The organism is Enterobacter sp. 4974935, assembly GCF_058661735.1.
In genome coordinates this window covers 3,759,150-3,784,089 of the sequence record NZ_JBZWGT010000003.1, presented here as the reverse complement: position 1 = coordinate 3,784,089, position 24,940 = coordinate 3,759,150, and the positions used below count along the sequence as shown (strand labels likewise).

Below are 24,940 nucleotides of genomic sequence, written 5' to 3'. Positions count from 1 at the left end.
TCACCGCCCCGGTGTGATCAGTAAACCATCGAGAATAAAATGCGCCTTTTTGAACGTAAGCGACTGTTTGCTATCCTCATTCATACTAACACATTAATAATTATTATCATTCGGCAATATGAAGATGATATGAAAGTGTAATAAAAATGTGGCGAATTGGTTAGGATCGGAACGCTGTTTTTAGAGACCTTTCCGGCTGCGAAGCCAGAGCGTGACACAGGCGATATTCATCCTGAGCCACGATGTTTTGTGTGAGGACGCCGACGGGTAAAACAGGCTACACTCTGATTTTGAGCGCGACAAGCTGAGGACATAACGATGCACTACACACTGAAAAGCAGTGACGATAAAGAAAAAGCGGAAGGAACAAGCGGCGCGGGCGCTCTACAGCAAAAACTGCTGGAATCCCGTTCGATTGTCATCTCCGGTGAGATCAACCAGGAGCTGGCCCAGAAAGTCATCACTCAGATGATCCTGCTGCAAAGCGTCAGCAACGATCCGATCAAGCTGTACATCAACAGCCAGGGCGGCCACGTGGAAGCGGGCGACACCATCCACGACTTCATTAAGTTTATCCGACCGGAAGTGCACGTCATTGGCACCGGCTGGGTGGCAAGCGCCGGGATCACCATCTTCCTGGCGGCGAAAAAAGAGCACCGCTACTCGCTGCCGAATACCCGCTTTATGATCCACCAGCCGCTGGGCGGCGTGCGCGGTCAGGCAACGGATATCGAAATCGAAGCGCGCGAGATTATCCGCATGCTGGAACGCGTGAACAAACTGATTGCTGACGCCACCGGCCAGCCGCTGGAGAAAGTGAAGAAGGACACCGACCGTAACTTCTGGATGTCACCGGCGGAAGCGCTGGACTACGGCATCGTGGGCAAACTGATCACCCATTATGACGAGCTGAACCTGGATTAAGTTTTAGCCCGCGCGTGCGTCGGGTGACGGCTTCGCCTTACCCGACCTACGCGCGCTCGATTGACCCATGACAAGTTCCCCCCTGGCTGTCTCTTCTATAATCGCGCCTGTCTCCCCTCTCACTGGTGCTAACCATGGCGTATCAACTGAACCTCGACTGGCCGGAATTTCTTGAGAAATACTGGCAAAAACAACCCGTTGTGCTGAAAAATGCCTTCCCGAATTTTGTCGACCCCATTACCCCTGATGAACTGGCGGGTCTGGCGATGGAGCCGGAAGTCGATAGCCGCCTGGTAAGCCATGCTAACGGCAAGTGGCAGGCGAGCAATGGCCCGTTTGAGCATTTCGATAACCTCGGTGAAACCGGCTGGTCTCTGCTGGCGCAGGCGGTGAACCACTGGCATATGCCCGCCGCAGAGCTGGTGCGTCCGTTCCGCGTCCTGCCGGACTGGCGTCTCGATGACCTGATGATCTCCTTCTCCGTCCCGGGCGGCGGCGTTGGGCCGCATATCGATCAGTACGATGTGTTTATTATTCAGGGGATGGGTAGCCGTCGCTGGCGCGTGGGTGACAAGCTGCCGATGCGTCAGTTCTGTCCGCATCCGGCCCTGCTGCACGTCGATCCGTTTGAGCCAATCATTGACGAAGATCTGGCCCCGGGCGATATCCTCTATATTCCGCCTGGATTCCCGCATGACGGCTTCACCCATGAAACCGCGCTCAACTACTCTGTCGGTTTCCGCGGGCCGAACGGTCGCGATCTGATTAGCAGCTTTGCCGATTACGCGCTGGAAAACGATCTGGGTGGCGAGCACTACAGCGATCCGGATCTGACCTGCCGCGAACACCCGGGCCGCGTGGAGCAGTACGAGCTCGATCGCATTCGCCAGATGATGATCGACATGATTAGCAAGCCGGATGATTTTACAAAATGGTTCGGCAGCTTCGTCTCCACGCCGCGTCACGAGCTGGATATTGCCGCCGCCGAGCCGCCGTATTCCGCAGACGAGGTGCTCGACGCGCTGCAAGGGGGCGAAACGCTTTCACGCCTGAGCGGGCTGCGCGTGCTGAACGTCAACGGCAGCTTCTTTATCAACAGCGAACAGCTGGAGACGGCGGATGTGAACGGGGCGGACGCGCTGTCCCGCTACACCCAGCTCGGCCAGGCCGAGCTGGGTGTAGCGCTGAATAATCCGGCGTTTGTGGAAGAGTTGACCGGATTGATTAACCAGGGATACTGGTACTTCGACGAGTAACAGACAGCGGCGTTTAGTCAGACTAAACGCCGCTACGTTCAAACCAGCATATTACAGGCCTTCCAGTAGTTCAGAAGCCGCTCATCGTCGCGCTCTTTTTCCGCTTTGATTTTCATCGCCTGGGCGAGATTTTCTCGCGATACCTCATGGCCTTTTTGCACGATGTCTAAGACCGCTTCACCAAGAGCCAGCGAAATTTCTGTCCGATTGTTGCGAATCGTCATAAATACCTCCTCGTTGGTTGCGATACTTTAATTATGAACGGGAAATAATCAGTCGCTAATAATTAATCTTATTCTTATTTTTTCAATTCGGCGCTAAATAGACATAATATTCGGTTCTGTCAATGATGTTTCAAAATGCTAATACGCATTTCAGGTCCGAATTTATGCGCTACAGTTAATTTCGTGCAACAGGCAAATAACCGAAACAGGAGAATGAATATGGTAGATAAAAGCGCAATTAAGGATCACACTCAGGTTGTCGCCAGCTGCGGAACGCATGTCGGGGTTGTAGACCATCTTGATGGTGAGCGTATCAAGCTTGCGAAGAGCGACCCGGAATCAGGCGGCAAGCACCACTTTATTCCTCTCGGCTGGGTCGATAAGGTCGAAGATAATAAAGTTGTCCTGACCAAAAACCATAAAGAGGTTTTTGCTGAGTGGCAGGAAGCATAAATATATTTCTCGTAAAGAAATATACGCCTTCGCTCCGGCTTCGTCCGGAGCGTAATAGTGTCTGCGCCCGGTGATTGCTGCCATGGCAAATGAATGGTACTGTTTTGCCTGTCCTTTCCCCGATGCAGGCTCCGAATTATGCTCCAGAGTGAAAATACATCAGCGAAGCGCATATTTTTTGTTGAGGATTTTCAAATATTCGGCGAGCGCTACGGCATCGACTACCGTTTCCCGCAGCTAAAAGATGAGCAGGTCAGCGGCAGCCCCGTGTTGCAGGGGAATGTTGAAGAGATGACGCTCTCGTCCGGCATTTCACTGACCCATTCCGACGTACGTGTATTACAGCCCTATGAAACCACCTCTCGCCACAGCAGCCCGCTTTATATGCTGGTGGTGCTGGAAGGGTGCGTGACGCTCACGCTCAATGGTATCGATTATCCCGTCCGCCCGGGCATGGCGTTCAGCTCGCGTCTGAGTGAAGATCAGGTGATGAGCGCGCGTCACGATGCTGACAGCACGCTGAAAACGCTCTCGTTTGGCGTGTACCCGCACGATGCCGGACGTGAAGCCCTGCTTGAGTCGCTACTGCTGGAATGGCAAAGCCTGAATACCCCCGCGTTTGTCTGGCACGTTCCCGAGTTTGTGATGTCAGGCATTCAGCATGCACAGCGGCAGGGGGGAAGCGTGCTCACGCGTAAGCTGTTGCTGGAGGGGCTCATGTACCAGCTGCTCGGCCACGGCCTGAACCAGTGCCAGCTGCCCTGCCCGAGCCGCCCTGAGCATGCGCGTCTGGAACGCGTCCGGTGCCTGCTGGAACAGTCTCCTGAACGTGACCATACACTCGCGCAGCTGGCAGCCCTTGCTGCCATGAGCCCAAGCAGCCTGCGCAGCAAGTTCCGTCAACGCTACGGCTGCACACTCTTCGATTATCTCCGCGACTGTCGCCTTGCGCTGGCGCGTCGCTATCTGCTGGAAGGCCACAGCGTACAGCAGGCGGCGTGGATGTGCGGGTATCAGCATGCCACCAACTTCGCCACCGCGTTTCGTCGTCATTACGGGATTTCACCGGGTGACGTGCGCAAACTCCGCTAACGTAATTTTGTCCATCGCGCGAACGTATCCCGTGCGGTTTAGCATCGCGCATACATAACCTGGCGGCGCGCATAGCTGTTTGCACCCTCAAAAAGGTAATAATTCTTATTAACAATAAGAAATATCTCTGGAGAGGGTTATGTTTGCTAAATCGCGTCTGGCACTGCTGGTGGGATGGGTTACCGGTAGCGTCGCTTTTCCTTTACTGGCGCAGGATGCCCAAAAAACTGACACCGTGGTGGTGACCTCGCAGATGCAGTCTGCGGCCACCAAGCTTGAAACGCCGGATATTGAAACCCCGCAATCGGTCTCTATCGTCACCCGCGAGCAGTTCGAAGAGCAGGGCGCAACCAGCGTGCGTCAGGCCGTGAGCTACACGCCGGGGGTCTACAGCAACCAGATTGGGGCATCAAACCGCTTCGACTACATGGTGCTGCGCGGCTTCTCGGACGGCAGCCTGGACAACGTCTACCTCGACGGACTGAAGATGATGGGCGACACCAATTCCCACAGCTCGCTGGTGGTTGATCCGTGGTTCCTGGACAGTATCGAAGTCGTGCGCGGCCCGGCCTCCGTGCTGTACGGTCGCTCATCGCCGGGCGGCATCGTGGCGCTCACCTCCCGTAAGCCATCGTTCGATCCGGGCGGGGAGATCAAGCTCTTCGCCGGTAACAATAACCAGCGCGGGGCGATGTTCGACGTCACCGGCCCGGTTGATGATAACGACCGCGTGGCGGTGCGCCTCAGCGGGATGACCCGCTATGCCGATTCCCAGTTCGATCCGCTCAAAGAAGAGCGTTACGCGCTGATGCCGAGCCTGACCTGGCGTATCACCGATAATACCCGTCTGGATCTGATGGCCTACCTGCACCGCGATCCGGAAGGCGGCAGCCACTCCGGCCTGCCGTATGAGGGCACCGTCGTGCCGCACAGCGGTAAGAAAATCTCCAACACCTTTTTTGAAGGTGAAGACGATTACGACAAGTACGATCGTCGGGAAAACATGGTCGGTTATAACATCGAGCACTTGTTTGACAGCGGCTGGGCCGTGCGCCAGAAGCTGCGCTACCTGCACACCAAAGTCGAGCTGAACCAGGTGTATGCCGCAGGCTGGCTGAACGACACCGAGCTGAACCGCGGCTATTCCGGCTCCGATGAGAAGATGAACGCCATCACCCTGGATAACCAGGTCGACGGCAGCTTCGATACCGGCGAGGTGAACCACCGCGTGCTGATCGGCATGGACTACCAGGACCGCACCAACAACGTCACCGGCTACTACGGCGGCTTCCCGCCGATTGACGCTTTCCATCCTGCTTATGGCGCGAAGCCGGACTACATCACCCAGTACAGCAGGGAAAAGCATAAGCTGCGCCAGACCGGCTACTACCTGCAGGATCAGATGTCCATTGACCGCTGGCGCCTCACGCTGGGTGGGCGTTACGACCAGGTAAGCGTGTCGAACGTCGACAACTTCAACCATACCCGCAGCGATCTGGATAAAAACAACTTCAGCAGCCGCGCGGCGCTGCTGTATCTGTTTGATAACGGCGTCGCGCCGTACGTCAGTTACTCCACCGCCTTTACGCCGACCAGCTTTGCCGACGAGCAGGGGAATATCCTGGATCCGATGAAGGGCAAGCAGTGGGAAGCGGGCGTGAAGTATGAGCCGGAGGGGATGAACAGCCAGTTCAGCGCCTCGGTGTTCCGCATCAACCAGAAGAACATTGCCACTAAAGAGGAGCCGACCGATCCGTACCGTTCCATCGGTGAAATCGAATCCGAAGGCGTTGAGCTGGAGGCGATTGGACAGCTGACCGACAGCCTGCGCATGCAGGCGGCCTACACCTATACGGATATTCGCTACAAGAAGAGCAGCCCGGAAGAGGAGGGCAAGCGCGCCGTCTATGCCCCGCGTAACATGGCCAGCGCCTGGCTGAGCTACGACGTCAAAAGCGGCCCGCTGGACGGCCTGACCGTCGGCTCCGGCGTGCGCTATGTCAACGGGATCGCCAGCGATCGTCAGAACACCCATACGCTACCGTCATACACCCTGGTGGATATGGTCGTGGGGTATGACCTGTCGAAAGTGGGGCTCACGGGCGTGAGCGCGCAGTTGAACGTCAATAACCTGACGGACAAAAGCTACGTTGCGGCGTGTAATTCGCTCTCTTACTGCTACTTCGGTGCAGAGCGCAGCATTGTCGGCAGCGTTTCGTGGACGTTCTGAGTCGTTAGCCAATGCCCGGTGGCGCTGCGCTTACCGGGCCTACGGGATCGGTTTTCACCCTCTCCCTGTGGGAGAGGGCCGGGGTGAGGGCAACAGGCCGCACTACCCCTCCATCGCAATCACAATCGCCTCACCCATCTTCTTCAACGCCTCGCGATGTTTATCCGTCGGCGGCAGCGCCACGTTGATCCGCAGACAGTTGCGGTACTTACCGGAGGCGGAAAACAGCGACCCGGCCGCAGCCTGGATTTTGAGACGGCACAGCTGCTTGCTGACGCACACCATGTCGACCGTCTCCGGCAGCTCGACCCACAGCAGGAAGCTGCCCTGCGGGCGGGTAACGCATATCTCTGCCGGAAAATACTGCCGCACCCAGCAGGTATAGGTCTCCATATTCTGCTGATAAATCTGGCGCATGCGCCGCACGTGGCGATGGTAATGGCCGTCGCGAATAAACGCCGCCACCGCCATCTGCGTGCCCGGCACGTTAAAACCGCCCGCGGCGTATTTCATGTGCATCACCCGGTCGTAATAGCGCCCCGGCACAATCCAGCCGACGCGCAGCCCGGGCGCCACGGTTTTGGTAAAGGAGCTGCAGAGGATCACGCGGCCATCAATGTCCATCGAGTGAATGGTGCGCGGGCGCGGGTACTCTGCGGCCAGCTCGCCGTAGATATCATCCTCCACAATCACAATATCGTGCCGCTGGGCGAGCGCCAGCACCTGCTTTTTACGTGCTTCCGGCATGATAAACCCGAGCGGGTTATTGCAGTTGGGGACCAGGATCACCGCTTTGATCGGCCACTGCTCCAGCGCCAGCTCTAACGCCTCGATGCTGATCCCGGTCTCGGGATCGGTAGGTATTTCAATCGCCTTGATGTCGAATCCGCGCAGCATCTGCATGGTGCCGTGAAACGACGGCGACTCGACCGCCACGATGTCCCCAGGCTTGCACACCGAGAGCAGGGCGATCGACAGCGCGCCGTGGCAGCCGTTGGTGATCACAATCTCGTTTGCCGCCACGGTGGAGCCGCCGTCCAGCATCAGGCGGGCGATCTGCTCGCGCAGCTCCAGACGACCATCGAGCACGTCATAGCTCAGCATTTCGCCAGGGTTATGCTGCGCAATGCGGCTCATCTCGCGCCACAGCGGCTTCAGGCTCGGCTGGTTGATGTCCGGCGAGCCGCCGCCAAAGGAGATCATCTCTTTGTCGGCGCGGGCGTCCAGCAGCATCATCACCTCATCCCACTGGGTGACGTCCACGGGGCGCTGCACCGGGCGCGTCATCGCCGGTACGGGCGGCTGCGCTTTGCGTTTCGAGACAAAATAACCGGAGCGCGGCTGGGGCGTGATCAGCTGGAGATTTTCGAGGATCTGGTAGGCCTGCTGTATGGTGCTGATACTCACGCCGTGTTCCTGGCTCAGCGTGCGTACCGACGGCAGACGTTCGCCGCTGCGATACAGCCCTTGTTCGATACGTTCTGCCAGTAGGTTGGCCAGATGTTGATAGCGCGTCATGCTGTATCCTTTGTTTTCACCATACAGATTATTAAACCAGTACAGACTGGTGGGTAAAACGCCATGCAGATACCGTTTTAGCGGATCTGTATGGTAAACAAAAGCAGTTTTTGAATCTGTATTGTACTGGCCGTTTTCCATGATGATAACCCCACTGGCACAGCGAGGAGAGCATCATGGAATTCTACGAGAATCGTTCAAAACGTCCGTTTATCGCGTTTGTCTGGGTAGCGAAAACGCTGCGTAACTGGTATCGCATCAACCGTACCCGCCGCATTCTGAGCCAGATGAGCGACGAGCAGCTCAAGGACGTTGGGTTATCGCGATATGATGTGTAAGCATAGGGTTGCCCGGTGGCGCTACGCTTACCGGGCCTGCAGGAGACCGTAGGCCGGGTAAGGCGCAGCCGCCACCCGGCGGTTTTCAACTCAACAGCGCAAGCGTCTGCCGTTTCGGCCTTTCCAGCAGCTCAACCGCCTCCTGATATGACCGCACGTTGTTATAGCCCATCACCAGCCCGTAGCGTTTGCCCGACCCGCGATACCACTCCGACAGCGCATTAACCTGTAGTTGCTGTTCCTGCCAGCAGCGGGCGATCTCCCGGTCAGCGCTTCCCTTTGCGAGGAACGCGACAATATGCATTCCACCGTCGTTTTGCTCGGTGAAGAACAGATCACCATAGACCTCACCCAGGGCGGCAATCATCCAGTCGCGGCGGATCTGATACAGGGCGCGCATCTTTTTCAGATGACGAAAAAAATGCCCTTCGTTGAGAAATGCGGTGAGGATTTTTTGCGTCAGCACCGGCTGGCCGCTGGTGGTAATGTCCGCGCAGTCGGTAAAGGTCCCGACGGTGCTGGCGGGCATCACCACGTAGCCCATGCGCAGTGAAGGCATGATGGTTTTGCTGAAGGTGCCCATAAAGATCACCCTGTCATGCCGATCGAGGCTTTTCATCGACGGCAGCACTTTGCGGGTGTAGTGAAATTCCCCGTCGTAATCGTCTTCGATAATCCACGCCTCGTTTTGTGACGCCCAGTCGAGCAGCTGCTGCTTGCGCGGCAGTGAGAGCGTCACCGCCAGCGGGCTCTGATGCGACGGGGTCACGATGGCAAAACGCGCGTCGCGATGATGACGGAGCAGGTAGTCCGTATCGATGCCGCAGCGATCAACCGGCACGGTGTGCAGGCGGGGCACGATCCGCTTGAGCAGCTGCTGGCCCATAAAATAGCCCGGATCCTCAAACACCACCTTGTCGCTGCGGCTGGCAAGCGTGTCAAGGATCAGGCGCAGGCTGCCGCTGTAGCCGCTGGTGATCAGTACCTGTTCGGCGGTGCAGGATAACCCGCGCGAGATATTGAGATAGCGGGCAATCGCCTCGCGCAGCGGATACCAGCCCAGCACCGGCGGGTTGAGCATTTCATCCTGACGCATGGCGCGCGTCGCCTGGCCCGCCAGCAGCAGCCATTTTTTATAGGGGAAGCTGTCGAGCGCCGGAATGCCGGGGCGCAGAAAACCGGCCCGTTCGCGCTGGTTAATCAACGACGCCGGCAGCGTGCCGGTCGTTTGTTCTGTGGGGGCGTGTTGCGTGGGCAGCAGAAGATCCGGGTTCACCCGCGACCCGCGCGCGCCCTGGCTTACCAGATACCCTTCGCCCGTCAGAATGGCATACGCCGTCTCGACGGTTTTTCGCGCGACCTTAAGCTCTTCCGCCAGCACGCGGATGGCAGGCACTTTATCGCCCGGCTTCAGCACGCCGCGCGTGATGTTGTCGCGATAGCGGGAATAAATCTCATGATAGCCCGGCTTCATGTCCTACCTCATTTCACGCTTTTTGTGTCTTTTTACTATGTCATTTACGGCGTAGATTTGCCTTATCGCATGAAAAAAACGGCACAAAAAGAGGAAAGACAATGAGCACCCGCGTAAACCACCACAAAGCCACACCTGCACTTGCCAACGCGCTTTCTGCCCTGAGCATGGAGGTGGCGAAAACCTCCATCGACCCGGCGCTTAAGCACCTTATCGACATTCGCGTATCGCAGCTGAACGGCTGCACCTTCTGTCTGGATATGCACTCGAAAGAGGCTAAAATCGCCGGTGAGCGCGAGCTGCGCCTGTACCATCTGGCGGCCTGGCGCGAGTCCCCGCTGTTTAGCGCCCGTGAAAAAGCGGCGCTGGCCTTCACCGAAGCGCTGACCCAGATTGGCGTACATGGTGTGAGCGATGCACTGTACCGCAGCGTGGCGGAGCACTTCTCGGACGTCGAGATTTCAGAGCTGAACTTCGCCATCGTAGCGATCAACGCCTGGAACCGCCTGGGCATTACCTCCCGCATGGAGCCGGGCGCGCTGGATGCGGCTTACGGTCTGAACAAGGCTAACCTGGAATAATTCCGCGCTCGCGGATCATCGCCATCAGCGCCCGTAATCCAGGCGAGTGGGGGATTGGGGCGTTTATGGAGTCGAAGTCGATGGTGGGTTAAACCCTGCCCGGTGGCGCTACGCTTACCGGGCCTACATGAGCCCGTAGGCCGGATAAGCGCAGCGCCATCCGGCAAACACTTCGCTCCATACCGAAGCATTGTGGTTTTTCCTCCTGCATTCTCTCCACACCCTCACAACGGAGAGACACCCATGATCGCAGTCCTTTTTGAAGCCAAAGCGGAGCCTCATCATCAGGCGCGCTATCTGCAGCTTGCCGCTGAACTCAAGCCTTTGCTGGCGGACATCGACGGCTTTATTGATATAGAACGTTTTCAGAGCCTGAGCATCGACGGCAAAATCCTGTCCCTTTCCTGGTGGCGGGATGAAGAGGCCGTCCGCCGCTGGAAGCAGAATGTCTTCCATCAGGCCGCGCAGGCCGAAGGCCGGGAGTCGATTTTTTCTTTCTACCGTATTCGCGTGGCGCAGCTGGTGCGGGAGTACAGCTCTGAAACGAGAGGGCACGCGGATGTATGACGTTCACGTGATTTTTAGCGACAGGCCCGGCGAGCTGGCGCGCTTTGGACAGCTGTTAGGCCGCAACGGCGTGGGGCTGGAGGGGGGCGGCGTTTTCGGTACGGATGCCCATTTCCTGGTGGAGGACGGGGAAAAAGCCCGCCGTGTGCTGCTCGACGCCGGGTTTACCGTGCAGGCGCTGCGAAAGCCGGTGATCAGAAAGCTTAAGCAGGAGCGTCCTGGCGAGCTGGGCGAGATAGCGGCGGCGCTGGCCGCAAAGGGCGTGTCTATCCTGACTCAGTACAGCGACCACGCGAATCACCTTATTCTGCTGACGGATGATGATAAGCTGGCCGCTGAGATCACCACACCCTGGGCGACAAATGTTAAAGACGAGCTTACCCTCTGATAACAGCGCGATGCTGGAAAAGGCCATTGCCGCTGTAGCGGCTGCAATGGCCGATCCGTCGCGCGTGAAAATGCTCTGTGCACTAATGGACGGGCGGGCGTGGACGGCCACCGAACTGAGTGCGGCGGCAGACGTTGCGCCGTCGACCGCCAGCGGGCATCTCGCCCGGCTGGTTGAAGGGCAGCTAATTACCTGCCTGTCGCAAGGGCGGCATCGTTATTATCGTCTTGCCGGGCACGACGTGGCGGCGCTGGTGGAACAGATGATGGGGCTTTCGTGGAGCCGCATTACCCCGCCGGAAACTACCGCGCCGAAAGCCATGCGTAAAGCCCGGACCTGCTACGACCATCTCGCAGGCGCGGTGGCGGTGCAGATCTACGATTTCATGCAGGCAGCAGGCTGGCTGGAGGCAGACGGTTCAGCGCTTACGCCGTATGGTCGGGAGCAATTTCTGAAGCTCGGCGTTTCGTTAAGCGCTCATTCGCGCCGAAAAGCGTGCTGCGCCTGCCTGGACTGGAGCGAGCGGCGGTTTCATCTCGGAGGCGAAGCCGGCGCAGCGCTGCTTCTTTATCTGGAAAGCAAAGGGTGGATCCAGCGGGTGGCGGGGTACAGGGAGGTGGTTGTGACGGCTTCAGGACAGGGCGCCATCACCAGACATTTTAGCCGCTAAACTCCGCTGCGGGCTGTGCCCTCACTCTGGCCCTCTCCCACAGGGCTGAGGGATCCCCAGTAATTTTTTTATGCAGAAGCAATAAAGTTGCTTTCTAAATGACTGAGGGCTGTCAGCGATGCCCTGGTCCGGCTGTAAATCGCTGAGGCGTTTGCCTTCCGGCCGGGGCGAGGCGCAGGGATGCGCCGAGAGGGCGGCTTTACAGGGACGTTGCCTCCGCCCGTACCCGATAAGCCGGAAGGAATAAGCCGAGGGCACCGCGAAGCGGCGATTTACCGCCGGGAGCCCGGGTCGCCAGGGTGGTGGCGACTGAGCCACCCTGGCACGTTCACCGGTCATGTCGTTACAGAGTAGCAAGGAACATAAAGTGAACGGAATGACCACCACCGCCGTATGTTCCCCTCACCCTAACCCTCTCCCCGGAGGGGCGAGGGGATTGCTCAGTGCTCGCATTAATTTGTGGGGAACCCTCAGCCCACAGGGAGAGGGAGAATCTCATTTCGCAATTCCTGCGCTTTAACTTCTCGTTTCTTGATACTTACCCTGATAACTATTATTGTGACCGCGTGTGACGAGAGGTTTCCCCATGAGTGAAGAAGAACTGTTTAGCCGCAGGCCGATGGGCATGCGGATGGCGATGATCGTGCGCCAGTGGCGTGCCGTCATTGACGACGCCATTCTCGATACCGGGTTAACCCAGTCGAGCTGGACGGTGATGATGCAGCTGCATCAGCTCGGGGATAACGTCTCGGTGAGTGAGCTGGCGGAGGTGCAGGGCATTGAACTGCCGCCGCTAATGCGCACCCTGACACAGCTGGAAAAACAGGGTTACCTGCTGCGCACCGTCTCGCCGTATGACAAGCGCATCCGGCTTCTGACGCTGACGCCTGAGGGAAAAGCTGTACTTAACAGGCTCACCCAGGTAATTGAGACGCTTCAGACGCGCGTATCGCAAAACATCGCGCCTGAACATCTCGACATTTTCAGCGCCACCCTGAATCAAATCGCCTGCAATTTGCGGACAATCCGCGAAGAAGATAACAAGACCGAAAAATAATGACTCCTGAACAAAAGTTTGCCCGCTGGGTAAGGGTAAGTATTGCCTCTTTCCTGCTGATGTTTGTCTACTTTATCGTCGCGGATATCTGGATCCCGCTGACGCCGGATTCCACCGTGATGCGCGTGGTGACGCCGGTGTCTGCCCGTGTCTCCGGCTATGTGGCGGCGGTCCATGTCCACAACAATAGCCAGGTGAAGAAAGGCGATCTGCTGTTTGAGCTCGACGACACCCCGTTTCGCAATAAAGTGGAAGCGGCGCAGATCGCGCTTGAGCAAGCTCGCCTTTCCAACGAACAACTGGACGCGCAGATCGCCGCCGCGCAGGCCAGCCTGAAGACCGCCGTGCTGACCGCGCGTAACGACAAAGTGACTTTCGACCGCTACCAGAAACTGAGCACCCTGCAGAACGTGTCGCAGGCGGATCTGGATAAGGTCCGCACTACCTGGCAGAGCAGCGAGCAGTCCGTCAGCTCGATTCAGGCGAATATTCGTAACCTGCGCATTCAGCGCGGCGAGCGGAATGAACACCGTAACGTGACGCTGCAAAAATACCGTAACGCGCTGGATGAAGCGGAGCTGAATCTTGGCTGGACGAAGGTCTACGCCGAGGCGGACGGCACGGTGAGTAATCTGCAATTAAGCCCCGGTTTTTACGCCTCGTCCGGTTCGGCAGCGCTGGCGCTGGTGAATACGCAGACGGATATTGTGGCGGATTTCCGCGAGAAGAGCCTGCGTCATACCCACCAGGGGACCGACGCCGCCGTGGTGTTTGACGCCTTTCCGGGACGGGTTTTCCGCGCCCACGTGACCAGCAGTGACGCGGGGATCCTCGCCGGTCAGGAAGCCGTTAACGGTCAACTTTCTGAACCGGAAACCTCTAACCGCTGGGTGCGCGATGCCCAGCGAATGCGCATTCACGTGGCGCTGGACGAAGCCTTACCGAAGTCGCTGCCGACCGGCGCGCGCGCCACCGTACAGCTCTACAACAGCGAAGGGCCCTTTGCGCGCTTCTTCTCCGGGATGCAAATCCATCTGGTGAGCCTGCTTCACTATGTCTATTAGCACCCTGGCGCGGGTATTTACCCCGCACGGCAACATCGTCTACACGGCAAACGACTTCCGCCAGACCCTGCGCATTGTCTTTGCCGGGATGATTGCGCTCAGTATTTCGAGCTTCTATAACACCAGCTACGGCGTGTTTTTTGTGGTCTATCCGATCATGCTGCTGTCGCTGGTGCCGGTGTTTAACCGCCACGTGGCGAAGCAGTTTATCTTCAGCGCATCGCTCAACTGCGTCGAAATGGTGATCATCATCGGCTTTCTGTCGCAATGGCCGGTCATTATGACGCTGGTGGTCTTTGCCCTGTACGTGATGCGCTTTCGCTTTATGAGCAAGGGGCCGCTGTTTCTGTTCGGTTCGATGGGCGTGGTGTGCCAGAGCGTAATGCTCAACTTTATGAGCTACCCCACCACCAACTGGCACACGCTTTTGTTCTCCAACATTGAAGCGAGTGTGATGGCGGTGTGTCTGAGCGCGCTGATGAATTACCTGCTGCCGGACGTGGAGCCACGTAAACCGCCGCCGCTGATAGAGAAAGACGATGCCCGCGTGCGCCACGAGTCGCTGCTCTCCGGCACCGTGGCGACGCTGATTTTCGTGGTATTTCAGATGAGCGACTTAAGCGATTCGCTCTCGGCACTGATGGCGGGCATTCTGATCCTGTTCCCGATGCACTACCGCGGCGCGGTCATGAGCTCCATCTGGCGCGTGGTCGGCGTGGTGCTGGGCTGTCTCTATATCCTCGTCGTTCAGCTTATTCTGTACGATCACAGCAGCCATATGCTGCTGATGATGCCGCTGATCGGCCTCGGGCTGGCATTTGGCGCGCGCCTGCACGTGATGGAGAAGGTCGGGGCCGGGGTGGGATTTTCCAGCATTACCACCATCGGCATTATGTTCGGGCAAAACATGCATCCGGACAGCGATCTGGTGTTCAGCGATCTGTACCGTATCACCTCCGTTACCTTCGCGCTGGTGGTCACGCTGACGATGGTCTTTCTGGTGCACCTGATCCTGAACCGCTTCGAGGCGACGCGCTACGTTATCGCGCCGCCAAAAGCGGATTAATGCCCCAGCACGGCGGGCAACTGAGAAAGTAAAAACAGGATCAGGCCAATCGTTCCGCCTACCAGGGTACCGTTTACGCGAATGAACTGAAGATCTTTACCGATATTGAGTTCTATCTGGCGTGACATATCTTTGGCGTCCCAGCTTTTCACCGTGTCGCTGATATGGCGCGTCAGGAATGCCGCAAAATCCGGCGCGACGCGGTGCGCGGCCTGCTCCAGATGCTCGTTCAGCGACGCACGCAGGCTGGCATCATTCGACAGCGTCTCACCAAACCACAGCCCGGCGTTGGCGATACGTTGCTTCACGCGGGAATCGTCGCTCTGCATGTCATTTTTCAGCCACTGGCGCAGGTCAGCCCACATTTCACCCAGGTAGCGGTTAAATGCTTCATCATTCTTCAGATAGTGCTTGATGTTGTCGGCTTTGGCCGTCATCTCCGGGTCGTTTTTCAGGTTGTCGATAAACTTCAGCGTGGCGCGGTCAAATGCCCGACGGATCTGGTGCGTGCGGTCGTGGCTGATATCATCCAGCAGCGTGTTCACCGCGTTCGACACCATCTCTGCGCTCTGATCGCCCAGCCACTCGGTGGGCAGCACCATCGCCTTGCGCGGATGCTCGGTCTTCAGCCAGTGGACGATCTGGTCAGAGATAAATTCCCGCGTGCTCTCTCGCTGAATCAGGGTTATCAGACGGTTGATGATGGCGTCCAGCAGCACCTGGTGACGGTTGTTTTTGGTCATGCTTTCCAGCATGACGGCGCTGGTCTCGGTTAAATCGACCTTGTCGATAGCCTTATGCACCGCGCGTTTGAGCAGGCGCTGAATGCGCCCGTCGTCAGTTAGCTCAAGAAAACCGCTCATCACCTGCATCAGATGCAGCCCGACGCGCTGGGCGTTGTCGGGCTTGCTGAACCAGGCACCAATCATCTGGGCCGGCTCGTAGCGGCGAATTAATGCGACCAGCGACTGGGTATCCAGAAACTTTTCCTGCACGAACTGGCCAAGATTGTCGCCGATGCGGTCCTTATTGCGCGGGATAATCGCCGTATGGCGCGAGATAAAGGGAATTGGCACCCGGCGGAACAGCGCGACAACGGCAAACCAGTCCGCCAGCGCGCCGACCATCGCCGCCTCGGCAATAGCTTTTGCGCCGCGTACCCAGAAGGTTTGCGGCAGGAACAGGGTAGTGATAAAGGCCGCAGCGGCAATCAGCAGCAGCGACAGCGCGAGAAGCTTGGCGCGTTTGAGTTCGGTATGTTTTTCCATGGGTTAAGGATAGAGGGATACGGGGGAAAAGTGCAAAAACCGCCACAGCACCCACCCACCAAACCCCATCAATACCACCCCCGCCGTGCGCTCTATCAGCCAGAGCGAACGGCTGAGCTTTCGCTGAACCGCCGGTAACCCCATCAGCGACACCAGCGCAAAATCCCATACCAGTACTACCATCACCATCCAGACGCCGCAGGTCGCCTGCTGAAGCAGCGTGACGTCCGGCCCGAGTAACGCCGTCATCAGCGCCAGGTAGAACAACGCGTTTTTGGGATTCAACAGCGCCGAACCCAGCCCCAGCAGGATCTGCTTACGCAGCGAGGGGCAGCGCTCATGTGTTTCATTTAGCGCCAGCGTCTGCGGTCGGCTGCGTACAAGATGCGAGCCGATCCAGAGCAAATACAGTGCGCCGGATAATTCAATCAACGTGAACAGCCACGCGAACTGACGCAGCGCGCTCCATCCCATAATGACCAGCAAAATGTAAAGCCCATTTCCTGCCGCTATCCCGATGCACAATCCGGCGCTGCCGCGCAGTCGGTAGCGGGCGGCGTAGCCCATCAGCAGGAAAAAATCCGGGCCCGGGCTTAACAGGGCAACAAAATGCGCCAGCGCCAGGGCGAGAAAAGCGGAAGGGAAGAACAGTTCCATAGCGACCTCAGAATGCAAAACTGGGGCCAGACTACGAAAACACAGAACCTATTTATTGTCTGATATTGATCGGCCCGTAGCGTACTGGCGCGGTGTGGCGGCGGTGTAGCGCACAAAGGTCTTATGAAAATGGCTCTGGTCGGCAAACCCGCTCTGGTAGCCGACATCGGCGATATCATCCCCGGCACGCAGCCGCGCTTTGGCGTACTCAACGCGGGAGATATTGAGGAAGCTGCCAGGCGTCAGGCCCGTGTCCTTCTTGAAGGTACGGATCAGCGTCTCCTTTCGCAGCGAGAATCGTTGCGCAAGTGCGTCGAGGGAAGGCGGGCTGGAAAGACTGGAAAGAAATGCCTGCTGAACCTGCTGGCTGGTTGATCCAGGCTTTTCTGCCTCATCCATGCAATGGGGAAGGGCAGTAAGCAGCCTGTCTACGGACGCAGGGGACATCCTCTCAACAACTTCCCGGTAATACATAAACAGCGTAGCGTTGCGAATCACCTGAACCGCAAGGGGAAGGTCCGTATCGATATAAAGCATATGATAACTACGCGGCTGCCCGGCAACAGGGTTGCAGCTGTGTGGGACATAAGCCGGGATCACAATCAGGTCCCCGGGCTGGAGGATGTATTCTCTGCCATTACACACGCAGCATGTCTGGCCTTCCACAATTGCGCCGATGGAGAGCTGAGGGTGGCAATGGCGTTTGTACGCCTGCATGCTCTGCCACGTGCTGCGTAGTTCAAGGCCCGAGGCGCGGTGAAAGGTCTGACGGATGTGGCGGGTATCGGTCATAGCAACTCCTTATGAAGGTTTTTTATACCACGCCAGCCACGGTATGGCATCGCTTTACTCAGAACCTTCCGGATATACCCAACTTTACGTCCATAGCCAGTCATGTTGACTACCCTTAATACCCTAAGCGGTAAAACATGGAGATTCGATATGGCTTATCAGACAGTAAATCCTGCCACTAACCAGCTCATCAAAGAATATCCCTCCCACACTGACGCAGATGTTGAAGCGGCGCTGAAGGCAGCCGATGCGCTCTATCACTCCGACTGGGCGAAAGGCGACATAAGCCAGCGCCTGCCGGTACTGCATAAGCTGGCGGACCTGATCGACGAACGCGTGGAGGAGCTGGCGAAAATCGCCAGCCAGGAGATGGGTAAGCTCATCGAACAGAGCCGCGGCGAGGTGAAGCTGTGCGCGCAAATCGCCCGCTACTATGCGGACAACGCGAAGCAGTTCCTGGCCCCGGTGAAGTATGACTCTGAACTCGGGGAAGCATGGGTTGAACATCACCCCATCGGCGTGCTGATGGCCGTCGAACCATGGAACTTCCCATACTATCAGCTGATGCGCGTTCTGGCGCCAAACCTGGCGGCGGGTAACCCTGTCATCGCTAAACACGCCAGCATTGTGCCACATTGTGCGGAAACCTTCGCCCATCTGGTGCGTGAGGCGGGCGCGCCGGAAGGGGCGTGGACCAACCTGTTTATCTCGTCCGATCAGGTGGCGAACATCATCGCTGACGATCGCGTACAGGGCGCGGCGCTAACCGGTTCAGAAAAAGCGGGCAGCGTGGTAGCGGCCCAGGCGGCGAAGCACATTAAGAAATCCACGCTGGAGCTTGGCGGTAACGACGTATTCGTGGTGCTCGACGATGCGGACCTGGATAAAGCGGTGAAGATCGGCGTTAACGCGCGGCTCAACAACGCCGGGCAGGTCTGTACCGCGGCGAAGCGCTTTATCCTGCATGAAAAGATTGCCGATGCCTTCCTGAGCAAATTCACCGAGGCATTTAAGCAGGTGAAGATTGGCGATCCGCTGGACGAAAGCACCACGCTGGGGCCGCTGTCCTCTAAAGACGCGCTCGACACGTTGACCAAACAGGTTAACGAGGCGGTGAAAAACGGCGCTACGCTGCACTATGGCGGCAAACCTGTGCAGCGAGACGGGAGCTTCTTTGAGCCGACCATCCTGACCAACATCTCACGCGACAACCCGGCGTACTTCGAAGAGTTCTTTGGCCCGGTAGCGCAGATTTACGTGGTGAAAAACGACGACGAGGCGGTCGCGCTGGCGAACGACTCCCACTACGGCCTGGGCGGAGCGGTGTTCAGCCAGGATATTGAGCGCGCGAAGAAGATGGCATCGCGTATTGAGACCGGGATGGTGTACATCAACTGGCTCACCGATACGGCGGCAGAACTGCCGTTCGGCGGCGTAAAACGTTCGGGTTACGGACGCGAGCTGTCGGACCTGGGGATCAAAGAGTTTGTGAACCAGAAGCTGGTGGTCGTTCGCAAGTAATGTCGGACATAAAAAAACCTGCCATCCGGCAGGTTTTTTTATTAACAGTCTCATCGCCTTTTTTGCCGTGTGGCGCTGCGCTTACCCGGCCTACAAGGTGCAATAATATTCATAAATTGCACCCTTCATTGTAGGCCCGTGCAAGCGTAGCGCCGCCGGGCGAAACGGGCAAACAGGCTTAGAAGGACACGCCACCGCCAACATATGCGCCGTCAATCAGCGTGTGGTTAGGACGACCGTCTTTACCATCAACGCTCACGTGACGATAACCCACCTTCAGCGTCACCGGCTTCACTGGCGTCCAGCTTACGCCACCATTCGCTTCAACGTAGTTTTTCACGCTGTTGTTCAGGCCGTCTGGCGCAACGTAGCCTTCACCGAATACCCTGATGCTGTCGGTCAGGGCAACGTTCACACCGCCGCCGACCGGGAACGCCACGCCGTTATCGCCTTTTTTCGGGCCAACGTAGAGGGCCTTAGCGCCTGCGTTCAGCATCACCGGGCCGACTTCAAAGTTGTAGCCTGCTCCTACGCCACCGGTTGTGGTGCCGTCATCGGTGTTTTTCAGCCAGCTACCTTCGGTGTACAGACCGGAGGTTGATTTCCCCATTTCCACATTCAGGTTGGTAAAGTTTTTACCCTGCTCAATGCTGCCGCCCATGGCCAGTGCGGAGCCCGATACGGCAGTCAGAGCGGAAAGAAGGAGAACGTTGAGCTTTTTCATGAGTTTTTCCTCGTCATCAAATTAATCTGAGGGCACCTTAACAAGAGCTGTTTATCTCTGCAAATGCGATGCTTGTCACGTTTTTATGCTGATTTTGTTTGGTTTTTGAATTTTAAATGTTGTTCGAATGTTGACCCGGCAAGGAGTCAATACGTAATGCATTCGCGTTTAGGAAGGGTTCAGGATTCTCATTAAACGTACGCTGAACGGGTCGGAAAAATTAGTTCAGGATGAATTAATTGAGTTTCTAATAATTTCCAAAAGTGTTTCAGTTGTCACAGATAAAGACACAGGTTTACATTTCTGGAGGTGGCTATACGCCCCGTTGTGCCGAACCGCTTTCACCATGTCATTTTTCTGACACGTTTCTTCATTACGTTGTTGGCTTCACTTACTGGGTGCTAACACTATGAAAAGAAAAATCATTCCTGTGCTAATTGGTTGTGCGCTCTCTTTCTCTGGCCTGGCGGCACAGCCAACCGCGGAGCGTTACGTCGTCAGTTTTCCCGAAGGCGCGCATGTCAAATACAGCGGTGCGTTTGCCAGCGCGTTTCCGAACGGGCTGCCTGTGGGGACTGGCTCTGGCCTGCTGTTTACGGGCAAGCAGGGCGATGCCTTGACGTTTACGACCGTGACCGATCGCGGTCCTAACGCGGATTCGCCAAAAATGGGGAAAAATGACGCTAAAATCTTTGTTACCCCGGATTTCGCCCCGCTGCTAATGACGATCCGCGTGCAAAACGGTAAAGCGGAGGCCGTGGACGCGCGTCCTTTGCATGACGATAAAGGCGAAATCAACGGTCTGCCGCTGCAAAGTGGCGTGATTGGTTCCACCAATGAAATCGCGCTAAGCGACACCTTAAAAGTGCTGAAAGGCGATAACCGCGGGCTGGATACGGAAGGCATCACGCCGGACGGGAAGGGCGGCTACTGGCTGTGCGATGAGTATGGTCCGTTCCTGATTAATATTGACAGTAAAGGGAAAATCCTCGCGATCCACGGCCCACAGGCGGCGGAAGGGGAGAAATCCATCGCCGGCGGTCTGCCAAATGTTATCAAATGGCGCCAGGCAAACCGGGGATTTGAAGGCCTGACCCGCATGCCGGACGGACGTATTATCGCCGCTGTCCAGAGTACGTTGGATATCGACGGGAAGAGCAAAAAGCAGGCGCTGTTTACGCGACTGGTCAGCTTCGATCCGGCGACCGGAAAAACCGCGATGTACGGCTACCCTGTCGACAGCGCGGCCTACAGCAAAAACAGCGACGCCAAAATCGGCGATATCGTGGCGCTGGATAACCACACTATCCTGCTGATTGAACAGGGCGAAGATAAAAACGACGTAATGCGTAACCTCATCTACAGGGTGGATCTGAGCAAGGCGAGCGATCTGGCCGCCTTCGACAAGCCGGGCGAATACCCGGAATTTGACGATGAGAAAACGCTGGCGCAGCGCGGCATTTCACTTGCGGAAAAAACGCAGGTGGTCGATCTGCGTGCGCTGGGCTGGCAGCAGGAAAAGGCCGAAGGGCTGGCGCTGATTGACGACAAAACGCTGGCGGTGGCGAACGATAATGACTTTGGCGTGAAGGTGGCGATGCACAACCCGGCCGAGGGCAAGAAGCTCAAGGATTATCGGGTGAACGCGGAAGGCAAGCTGACGCTGGATGACAAAGCGGTTGAAACTACCCTCAGCGTCAAGCCGCTGAAGAAGCCGGATTCCGACAGCGAGCTATGGATTGTGACGCTGCCGGAGGCGTTGAAATAATATTGGACTTTACCCCTCACCCTGGCCCTCTCCCCACAGGGGAGAGGGGATTGTTCGGTGCAGATACTTTTCAACGCAGAATAGTTAGATCGACTTAACGCTCTTTTCCCAGGTCTCGACCAGATGATCTCGCAGGCTTCCGGTTCCGTGCATTGTCACCAGAAGATTCTGTCGTGCGCGGGTAATGCCGACGTAAAGGCGCTTGATATCGTCACTCAGATCTTCACTGTCCCTTTCCTTTGCCGCATCCATAATGGCGACCGAATTAAACTCAAGCCCCTTGCTGCTGGGCAGCGGCATGACGCAGAGGTAATCATTCTGCGGGGACCAGTGCTTTTTATCATCGCTGTAGACAATCATCTGGTATGGGATCTTGCGGGCTTCAAGCCTTGGCGCGAGCATGCCTGAAATGCTGTAGGTTGAGGGGCACAGTATGGCGATTTCTGACCACGCAACACCTTCCTGTCGCTGCTCTGTGACCCAATCGAGGACGCGCGTAATCTCCTCGTCCTGATTATCAAAGCTGGCCAGCGCGGGATACTTCCCGGACAGGCCACCTGCGGCAGGCTGCTGGTATTTGAGAGAAGCTTCTATGTGATTATTGAGATAATTAAATGCTACGCTGCTGGCAAAATGGAGTATTTGCCGGGTGTTGCGATAATTGGTATCCAAAATAGTTGTACGGCCCTGAGCCTTTATATCGACGCTGGACAGGGTAAAATCGAGAGCTTTCTTTTTCTGATAAATTGACTGAGCGTCATCGTACAGAAACAGCAGGGAGCTATCTTTATTGTCCGGCATTTTGGCGAGGATTCTTAGCCATTCCGGTTTAAAATCGTGTCCTTCATCTATCAAAACGGCGCTGTACTGCTCCGGTTTGATTGCTCCCTCTTCAAATGCCACCGTCAGCGCATTTTCCATCAGCTCAATAAAGTTTTTGCTCCTGGGGGGAAGACGCCGATGCGCGTTTAATTGCTGATAACACCAGGCGTGGAAATGGATAACTTCGACGGGAAGTCTGAGGCTATGCTGTTCGAGCTGCGCTTTGAGTTTTTTAGCCAGCGTAATGTTGTAGCAAATCACCAGTATCGGTTTGGTGTTTTCAATGTTGTTGGCAAGCTCAATACATCGGTGGTGCAAAATGAGCGTTTTGCCCGAACCTGCCACGCCATGAATTACCCTGTGTCCCGCCCCCATACTTCTGGCGAGTTGTTCCTGGTTCCTGTCCATCATGCATACCACATCAGGGGTGTGGAAAGTAAAATTATCCAGGTCAACCCGCGTAACGGATGGGTTAATGCGGACATCGGGATAAAGATGCCACCGGATGCGGTCGAGCTGCTGTGGTGTTGTGTTATGAACAAAGTGATGTTTGATAAGGGATTCGAGCCGGCCAGAGATTTGTTCTCGAGTCATAAACTCGTTGAGTTCGTCTTTGCATATCACCTGGCTGGCGGGCAATATTTCATTCAACTCCTCAGGTGTAAAACTCTTTTCCAGCTGTGCCCGAGTGATGTTGCTCAAATAAACACCGTATCCATACGGCATAATAAAACCGCCCTCATGCTCTCCCTGTTTCTGGCGAAGCAGGGGATCTTTTTTCAGGCTATTGATGATATGAAAGGTATATTGTCGAACTTGTTCGAGTGGGTTCTTCAACGGCTCTATGCCGTTTTTGGTTTCATAATTAATATGGGTTTTATTAGCCGATTTTATTTTTGTGATATACCAGTCTTTCACTTCTATAAACAGCAGCCCTTTATCGGGGGCCAGAATCACAAAATCAGGATGATCGTCTTTGTCTCCCATTCGGGTATCATACCAGCAGGTACATTGTTCGCTGAGCCCACCCTCCAGAAGCCTTGCCAGTCTTTTTTCTCCTGCCGTAATTTTCTCGCTACAGCTGCTAACCGTGGGAATAATGATTGCCATATTACGCCTACCAATTCATGAAAATTATATGAATCCAATTAATTAATATTGTAACCAATATTAATCAAAGCATGATTTCATTCATGATAAGAACATTAACAGACAATATTGCAAACAGAAAGGGCGAAACCCGCATTTTGCCTTAATGAAATACGCCCCCTTTACTGTTTAAAGGGGAGCGACGATTTACTTTTTCAGTCCCGTAAACGCTGCCCGAATTTCCTCTTCCGGCAGCTGTATTCCAATAAACACCATCACGCTGTGCGGCGGTTCATCGCCCCACGGACGATCCCAGTCGGCGCTGTACAGGCGCTGCACGCCCTGGAACAGCAGGCGGTTCGGCTCGCCGTCGATCCACAGCATTCCTTTATAGCGCAGCAGCTTGTCGGCAAACGACAGCAGCAGGTTCTCCATCACGCGCGAGACCTCGCTGATGTCCACCGGGTAGTCCAGCTCCACCACAATCGACGCTACGTCGTTTTGCTTGTCTGCCATAAAGTGGAAGCGCGGTTTCGCGGTGACGTTCTCCTCCAGCATAAAGCCGTTGGTGTTGAACAGCTGAGACAGGTCGATATCGCCGTGCGTCACGGTATAAATGGGTGCGCGCGAGTTGATGCGCGTCAGGCGCTCACGCAGTTTTTCGCTTTCACCCGCCACGTCGGTTTTGGTCAGCAGAATGCGGTCGGCGTAGCCAATCTGAGACTGGGCGATGGTGAACTGGTTCATCTGCTCGTCGGCGTGTACCGCATCCACCAGCGCGACGACGCCGTCCAGCAGGTAGCGCTGGCACAGAATATCGTGGGAGAAAAAGGTCTGAATAATTGGGCCGGGATCGGCCATGCCGGTGCACTCGATCACCAGACGGTCGAAGTGGATGTCACCGCGATCGCGGCTGTCGAGCAGGTCCAGCAGGGCGTCTTCTAATTCACTGGAGCGGGTGCAGCAGATGCAGCCGTTGGTCAGGGTTTTGATCTGCGTGGCGCGGTCGCCAATCAGCTGATCGTCAACGGAGACTTCGCCAAATTCGTTTTCAATGACGGCGATTTTGAAGCCGTGCTGTTCATTCAGGATGTGGCGCAGCAGGGTGGTTTTACCGGCACCGAGAAAACCGGTCAGCAGGGTAACGGCAATCGGGGTCATGGTTTCTCCTTTAGCAGCAGCGGACGCCGCCTTCTCCACTTCCGCCGTAGCGCGCTTCCTGACGCTCGCGGAAGAATTCAGTGTAGGTCATGTACGGCTTATCCGGATGGTTGGTCTTCATATGCTCAACGTAGTTGTCATAGTCCGGAATGCCAATCAGCATTTTCGCCGCCTGACCGAGGTATTTTTTTGCTTCGCCTAAGTTACCAAACATAACGTGTCCTGATAAGAAAAAG

General features: G+C 56.3%; 25 protein-coding genes. 15 read left to right on the top strand and 10 right to left on the bottom strand.

Translation table 11 applies throughout. The annotated features are described in order from the left end of the window. The first annotated feature begins 318 nt into the window (after nucleotides 1–318). Together AC4OVS_RS19370 and AC4OVS_RS19365 are read left to right on the top strand one after the other, a co-directional pair. Nucleotides 319–924 carry an ATP-dependent Clp protease proteolytic subunit gene (locus tag AC4OVS_RS19370; protein WP_022646928.1) on the top strand — a complete coding sequence of 202 codons (606 nt, stop codon included), beginning with the start codon at nucleotides 319–321 and terminating at the stop codon, nucleotides 922–924. A 134-nt stretch (nucleotides 925–1,058) separates the two neighbouring features. Then, nucleotides 1,059–2,180 (top strand): ribosomal protein uL16 3-hydroxylase, encoded by a 1,122-nt coding sequence (locus tag AC4OVS_RS19365; RefSeq protein ID WP_022646929.1) that lies wholly within the window; start codon nucleotides 1,059–1,061, stop codon nucleotides 2,178–2,180. A gap of 38 nt (nucleotides 2,181–2,218) precedes the next feature. Here the strand turns inward: AC4OVS_RS19365 and AC4OVS_RS19360 are convergent, their stop codons facing one another. Beyond that, nucleotides 2,219–2,404 (bottom strand): hypothetical protein, encoded by a 186-nt coding sequence (locus tag AC4OVS_RS19360; protein ID WP_010427252.1) that lies wholly within the window; start codon nucleotides 2,402–2,404, stop codon nucleotides 2,219–2,221. A 219-nt stretch (nucleotides 2,405–2,623) separates the two neighbouring features. On the opposite strand from AC4OVS_RS19360, the gene AC4OVS_RS19355 reads away from it, so the two are divergent. The 3 genes from AC4OVS_RS19355 to foxA all read left to right on the top strand — a co-directional run bounded on the left by AC4OVS_RS19355 (nucleotide 2,624) and on the right by foxA (nucleotide 6,179). After that, entirely contained in the window at nucleotides 2,624–2,857 is a 234-nt protein-coding gene (locus AC4OVS_RS19355; protein ID WP_003863067.1) for a DUF2171 domain-containing protein, read from the top strand. Nucleotides 2,858–2,995: 138 nt separating this feature from the next. After that, a complete protein-coding gene (locus AC4OVS_RS19350; protein ID WP_063202101.1) occupies nucleotides 2,996–3,949 on the top strand; it encodes a helix-turn-helix domain-containing protein in 954 nt (317 codons plus the stop codon). Nucleotides 3,950–4,070: 121 nt separating this feature from the next. Next, nucleotides 4,071–6,179 (top strand): ferrioxamine B receptor FoxA, encoded by a 2,109-nt coding sequence (gene foxA / locus AC4OVS_RS19345; RefSeq protein WP_103891573.1) that lies wholly within the window; start codon nucleotides 4,071–4,073, stop codon nucleotides 6,177–6,179. Between the two features lie 102 nt (nucleotides 6,180–6,281). Here the strand turns inward: foxA and AC4OVS_RS19340 are convergent, their stop codons facing one another. Next, nucleotides 6,282–7,697: an aminotransferase-like domain-containing protein gene (locus AC4OVS_RS19340; protein WP_022646932.1), complete on the bottom strand. Its 1,416-nt coding sequence runs from the start codon at nucleotides 7,695–7,697 to the stop codon at nucleotides 6,282–6,284. 176 nt (nucleotides 7,698–7,873) lie between these two features. Between AC4OVS_RS19340 and AC4OVS_RS19335 the strand changes: the two genes are divergently transcribed. Further along, the gene (locus tag AC4OVS_RS19335) at nucleotides 7,874–8,035 is read left to right on the top strand and encodes a DUF1127 domain-containing protein (protein WP_003863073.1); all 162 of its coding nucleotides are present in this window, start codon (nucleotides 7,874–7,876) and stop codon (nucleotides 8,033–8,035) included. 85 nt (nucleotides 8,036–8,120) lie between these two features. Here the strand turns inward: AC4OVS_RS19335 and pdxR are convergent, their stop codons facing one another. Continuing rightward, on the bottom strand, nucleotides 8,121–9,509 hold the full coding sequence (gene pdxR, locus AC4OVS_RS19330) for a MocR-like pyridoxine biosynthesis transcription factor PdxR (RefSeq protein WP_241512144.1): 1,389 nt from the start codon (nucleotides 9,507–9,509) through the stop codon (nucleotides 8,121–8,123). A gap of 101 nt (nucleotides 9,510–9,610) precedes the next feature. Between pdxR and AC4OVS_RS19325 the strand changes: the two genes are divergently transcribed. The 7 genes from AC4OVS_RS19325 to AC4OVS_RS19295 all read left to right on the top strand — a co-directional run bounded on the left by AC4OVS_RS19325 (nucleotide 9,611) and on the right by AC4OVS_RS19295 (nucleotide 14,902). Then, nucleotides 9,611–10,090, top strand: a complete 480-nt coding sequence (locus AC4OVS_RS19325; protein WP_022646934.1) for a carboxymuconolactone decarboxylase family protein — start codon at nucleotides 9,611–9,613, stop codon at nucleotides 10,088–10,090. A 243-nt stretch (nucleotides 10,091–10,333) separates the two neighbouring features. Continuing rightward, nucleotides 10,334–10,657: an antibiotic biosynthesis monooxygenase family protein gene (locus tag AC4OVS_RS19320; RefSeq protein ID WP_023305388.1), complete on the top strand. Its 324-nt coding sequence runs from the start codon at nucleotides 10,334–10,336 to the stop codon at nucleotides 10,655–10,657. After that, nucleotides 10,650–11,045 carry an amino acid-binding ACT protein gene (locus AC4OVS_RS19315; protein WP_022646936.1) on the top strand — a complete coding sequence of 132 codons (396 nt, stop codon included), beginning with the start codon at nucleotides 10,650–10,652 and terminating at the stop codon, nucleotides 11,043–11,045. The genes AC4OVS_RS19320 and AC4OVS_RS19315 overlap by 8 nt, the downstream gene beginning before the upstream one ends. Continuing rightward, a complete protein-coding gene (locus AC4OVS_RS19310; protein WP_154850286.1) occupies nucleotides 11,020–11,715 on the top strand; it encodes an ArsR/SmtB family transcription factor in 696 nt (231 codons plus the stop codon). Before AC4OVS_RS19315 ends, AC4OVS_RS19310 begins: the two co-directional genes overlap by 26 nt. A gap of 586 nt (nucleotides 11,716–12,301) precedes the next feature. Next, nucleotides 12,302–12,772: a MarR family winged helix-turn-helix transcriptional regulator gene (locus tag AC4OVS_RS19305; RefSeq protein ID WP_022646938.1), complete on the top strand. Its 471-nt coding sequence runs from the start codon at nucleotides 12,302–12,304 to the stop codon at nucleotides 12,770–12,772. Then, nucleotides 12,769–13,836, top strand: coding sequence for an HlyD family secretion protein (locus AC4OVS_RS19300; RefSeq protein ID WP_139154049.1), 1,068 nt, complete (start codon nucleotides 12,769–12,771; stop codon nucleotides 13,834–13,836). Before AC4OVS_RS19305 ends, AC4OVS_RS19300 begins: the two co-directional genes overlap by 4 nt. Beyond that, complete coding sequence (locus AC4OVS_RS19295) at nucleotides 13,826–14,902, top strand: DUF2955 domain-containing protein (protein WP_022646940.1); 1,077 nt, start codon at nucleotides 13,826–13,828, stop codon at nucleotides 14,900–14,902. Before AC4OVS_RS19300 ends, AC4OVS_RS19295 begins: the two co-directional genes overlap by 11 nt. Here the strand turns inward: AC4OVS_RS19295 and AC4OVS_RS19290 are convergent. The 3 genes from AC4OVS_RS19290 to AC4OVS_RS19280 are packed head-to-tail and all read right to left on the bottom strand — an operon-like array spanning nucleotide 14,899 to nucleotide 17,619. Beyond that, nucleotides 14,899–16,170, bottom strand: a complete 1,272-nt coding sequence (locus tag AC4OVS_RS19290; RefSeq protein WP_022646941.1) for a DUF445 domain-containing protein — start codon at nucleotides 16,168–16,170, stop codon at nucleotides 14,899–14,901. The two genes, AC4OVS_RS19295 and AC4OVS_RS19290, sit on opposite strands and share 4 nt — an antisense overlap. A 3-nt stretch (nucleotides 16,171–16,173) precedes the next feature. Beyond that, nucleotides 16,174–16,827, bottom strand: a complete 654-nt coding sequence (locus tag AC4OVS_RS19285; protein WP_022646942.1) for a LysE family translocator — start codon at nucleotides 16,825–16,827, stop codon at nucleotides 16,174–16,176. A gap of 48 nt (nucleotides 16,828–16,875) precedes the next feature. Beyond that, nucleotides 16,876–17,619, bottom strand: a complete 744-nt coding sequence (locus tag AC4OVS_RS19280) for a helix-turn-helix domain-containing protein (protein WP_022646943.1) — start codon at nucleotides 17,617–17,619, stop codon at nucleotides 16,876–16,878. 150 nt (nucleotides 17,620–17,769) lie between these two features. Here AC4OVS_RS19280 and AC4OVS_RS19275 point away from each other — a divergent pair, with 150 nt between their 5' ends. Further along, nucleotides 17,770–19,140: an NAD-dependent succinate-semialdehyde dehydrogenase gene (locus AC4OVS_RS19275; RefSeq protein ID WP_023305391.1), complete on the top strand. Its 1,371-nt coding sequence runs from the start codon at nucleotides 17,770–17,772 to the stop codon at nucleotides 19,138–19,140. Nucleotides 19,141–19,318: 178 nt separating this feature from the next. Here the strand turns inward: AC4OVS_RS19275 and AC4OVS_RS19270 are convergent, their stop codons facing one another. Further along, nucleotides 19,319–19,864, bottom strand: a complete 546-nt coding sequence (locus tag AC4OVS_RS19270) for a YfaZ family outer membrane protein (RefSeq protein WP_023299248.1) — start codon at nucleotides 19,862–19,864, stop codon at nucleotides 19,319–19,321. 409 nt (nucleotides 19,865–20,273) lie between these two features. Between AC4OVS_RS19270 and AC4OVS_RS19265 the strand changes: the two genes are divergently transcribed. After that, nucleotides 20,274–21,632 carry an esterase-like activity of phytase family protein gene (locus AC4OVS_RS19265; protein ID WP_180243514.1) on the top strand — a complete coding sequence of 453 codons (1,359 nt, stop codon included), beginning with the start codon at nucleotides 20,274–20,276 and terminating at the stop codon, nucleotides 21,630–21,632. Between the two features lie 84 nt (nucleotides 21,633–21,716). On the opposite strand, the gene AC4OVS_RS19260 is transcribed toward AC4OVS_RS19265, so the two are convergent. From AC4OVS_RS19260 to AC4OVS_RS19250, 3 genes are all read right to left on the bottom strand, one after another. After that, nucleotides 21,717–23,564, bottom strand: a complete 1,848-nt coding sequence (locus AC4OVS_RS19260) for a 3'-5' exonuclease (RefSeq protein WP_491922633.1) — start codon at nucleotides 23,562–23,564, stop codon at nucleotides 21,717–21,719. Between the two features lie 186 nt (nucleotides 23,565–23,750). Further along, nucleotides 23,751–24,704 carry a GTPase gene (gene yjiA, locus AC4OVS_RS19255; RefSeq protein ID WP_022646948.1) on the bottom strand — a complete coding sequence of 318 codons (954 nt, stop codon included), beginning with the start codon at nucleotides 24,702–24,704 and terminating at the stop codon, nucleotides 23,751–23,753. A gap of 10 nt (nucleotides 24,705–24,714) precedes the next feature. Next, nucleotides 24,715–24,918 carry a YbdD/YjiX family protein gene (locus AC4OVS_RS19250; RefSeq protein WP_003856610.1) on the bottom strand — a complete coding sequence of 68 codons (204 nt, stop codon included), beginning with the start codon at nucleotides 24,916–24,918 and terminating at the stop codon, nucleotides 24,715–24,717. Nucleotides 24,919–24,940 lie beyond the last annotated feature (22 nt).

Excerpts from the sequence above, each read along its gene's own strand:
- AC4OVS_RS19250 (WP_003856610.1), bottom strand. The coding sequence starts at position 24,918 with ATGTTTGGTAACTTAGGCGAAGCAAAAAAATACCTCGGTCAGGCGGCG.
- AC4OVS_RS19295 (WP_022646940.1), top strand. The coding sequence starts at position 13,826 with ATGTCTATTAGCACCCTGGCGCGGGTATTTACCCCGCACGGCAACATC.
- AC4OVS_RS19265 (WP_180243514.1), top strand. The coding sequence starts at position 20,274 with ATGAAAAGAAAAATCATTCCTGTGCTAATTGGTTGTGCGCTCTCTTTC.
- AC4OVS_RS19340 (WP_022646932.1), bottom strand. The coding sequence starts at position 7,697 with ATGACGCGCTATCAACATCTGGCCAACCTACTGGCAGAACGTATCGAA.
- AC4OVS_RS19290 (WP_022646941.1), bottom strand. The coding sequence starts at position 16,170 with ATGGAAAAACATACCGAACTCAAACGCGCCAAGCTTCTCGCGCTGTCG.
- AC4OVS_RS19325 (WP_022646934.1), top strand. The coding sequence starts at position 9,611 with ATGAGCACCCGCGTAAACCACCACAAAGCCACACCTGCACTTGCCAAC.
- AC4OVS_RS19365 (WP_022646929.1), top strand. The coding sequence starts at position 1,059 with ATGGCGTATCAACTGAACCTCGACTGGCCGGAATTTCTTGAGAAATAC.
- AC4OVS_RS19350 (WP_063202101.1), top strand. The coding sequence starts at position 2,996 with ATGCTCCAGAGTGAAAATACATCAGCGAAGCGCATATTTTTTGTTGAG.
- AC4OVS_RS19285 (WP_022646942.1), bottom strand. The coding sequence starts at position 16,827 with ATGGAACTGTTCTTCCCTTCCGCTTTTCTCGCCCTGGCGCTGGCGCAT.
- yjiA (WP_022646948.1), bottom strand. The coding sequence starts at position 24,704 with ATGACCCCGATTGCCGTTACCCTGCTGACCGGTTTTCTCGGTGCCGGT.
- AC4OVS_RS19355 (WP_003863067.1), top strand. The coding sequence starts at position 2,624 with ATGGTAGATAAAAGCGCAATTAAGGATCACACTCAGGTTGTCGCCAGC.
- AC4OVS_RS19275 (WP_023305391.1), top strand. The coding sequence starts at position 17,770 with ATGGCTTATCAGACAGTAAATCCTGCCACTAACCAGCTCATCAAAGAA.
- AC4OVS_RS19370 (WP_022646928.1), top strand. The coding sequence starts at position 319 with ATGCACTACACACTGAAAAGCAGTGACGATAAAGAAAAAGCGGAAGGA.
- AC4OVS_RS19310 (WP_154850286.1), top strand. The coding sequence starts at position 11,020 with ATGTTAAAGACGAGCTTACCCTCTGATAACAGCGCGATGCTGGAAAAG.
- AC4OVS_RS19320 (WP_023305388.1), top strand. The coding sequence starts at position 10,334 with ATGATCGCAGTCCTTTTTGAAGCCAAAGCGGAGCCTCATCATCAGGCG.
- AC4OVS_RS19360 (WP_010427252.1), bottom strand. The coding sequence starts at position 2,404 with ATGACGATTCGCAACAATCGGACAGAAATTTCGCTGGCTCTTGGTGAA.
- AC4OVS_RS19315 (WP_022646936.1), top strand. The coding sequence starts at position 10,650 with ATGTATGACGTTCACGTGATTTTTAGCGACAGGCCCGGCGAGCTGGCG.
- AC4OVS_RS19305 (WP_022646938.1), top strand. The coding sequence starts at position 12,302 with ATGAGTGAAGAAGAACTGTTTAGCCGCAGGCCGATGGGCATGCGGATG.
- AC4OVS_RS19270 (WP_023299248.1), bottom strand. The coding sequence starts at position 19,864 with ATGAAAAAGCTCAACGTTCTCCTTCTTTCCGCTCTGACTGCCGTATCG.
- AC4OVS_RS19335 (WP_003863073.1), top strand. The coding sequence starts at position 7,874 with ATGGAATTCTACGAGAATCGTTCAAAACGTCCGTTTATCGCGTTTGTC.
- AC4OVS_RS19280 (WP_022646943.1), bottom strand. The coding sequence starts at position 17,619 with ATGACCGATACCCGCCACATCCGTCAGACCTTTCACCGCGCCTCGGGC.
- AC4OVS_RS19260 (WP_491922633.1), bottom strand. The coding sequence starts at position 23,564 with ATGGCAATCATTATTCCCACGGTTAGCAGCTGTAGCGAGAAAATTACG.
- pdxR (WP_241512144.1), bottom strand. The coding sequence starts at position 9,509 with ATGAAGCCGGGCTATCATGAGATTTATTCCCGCTATCGCGACAACATC.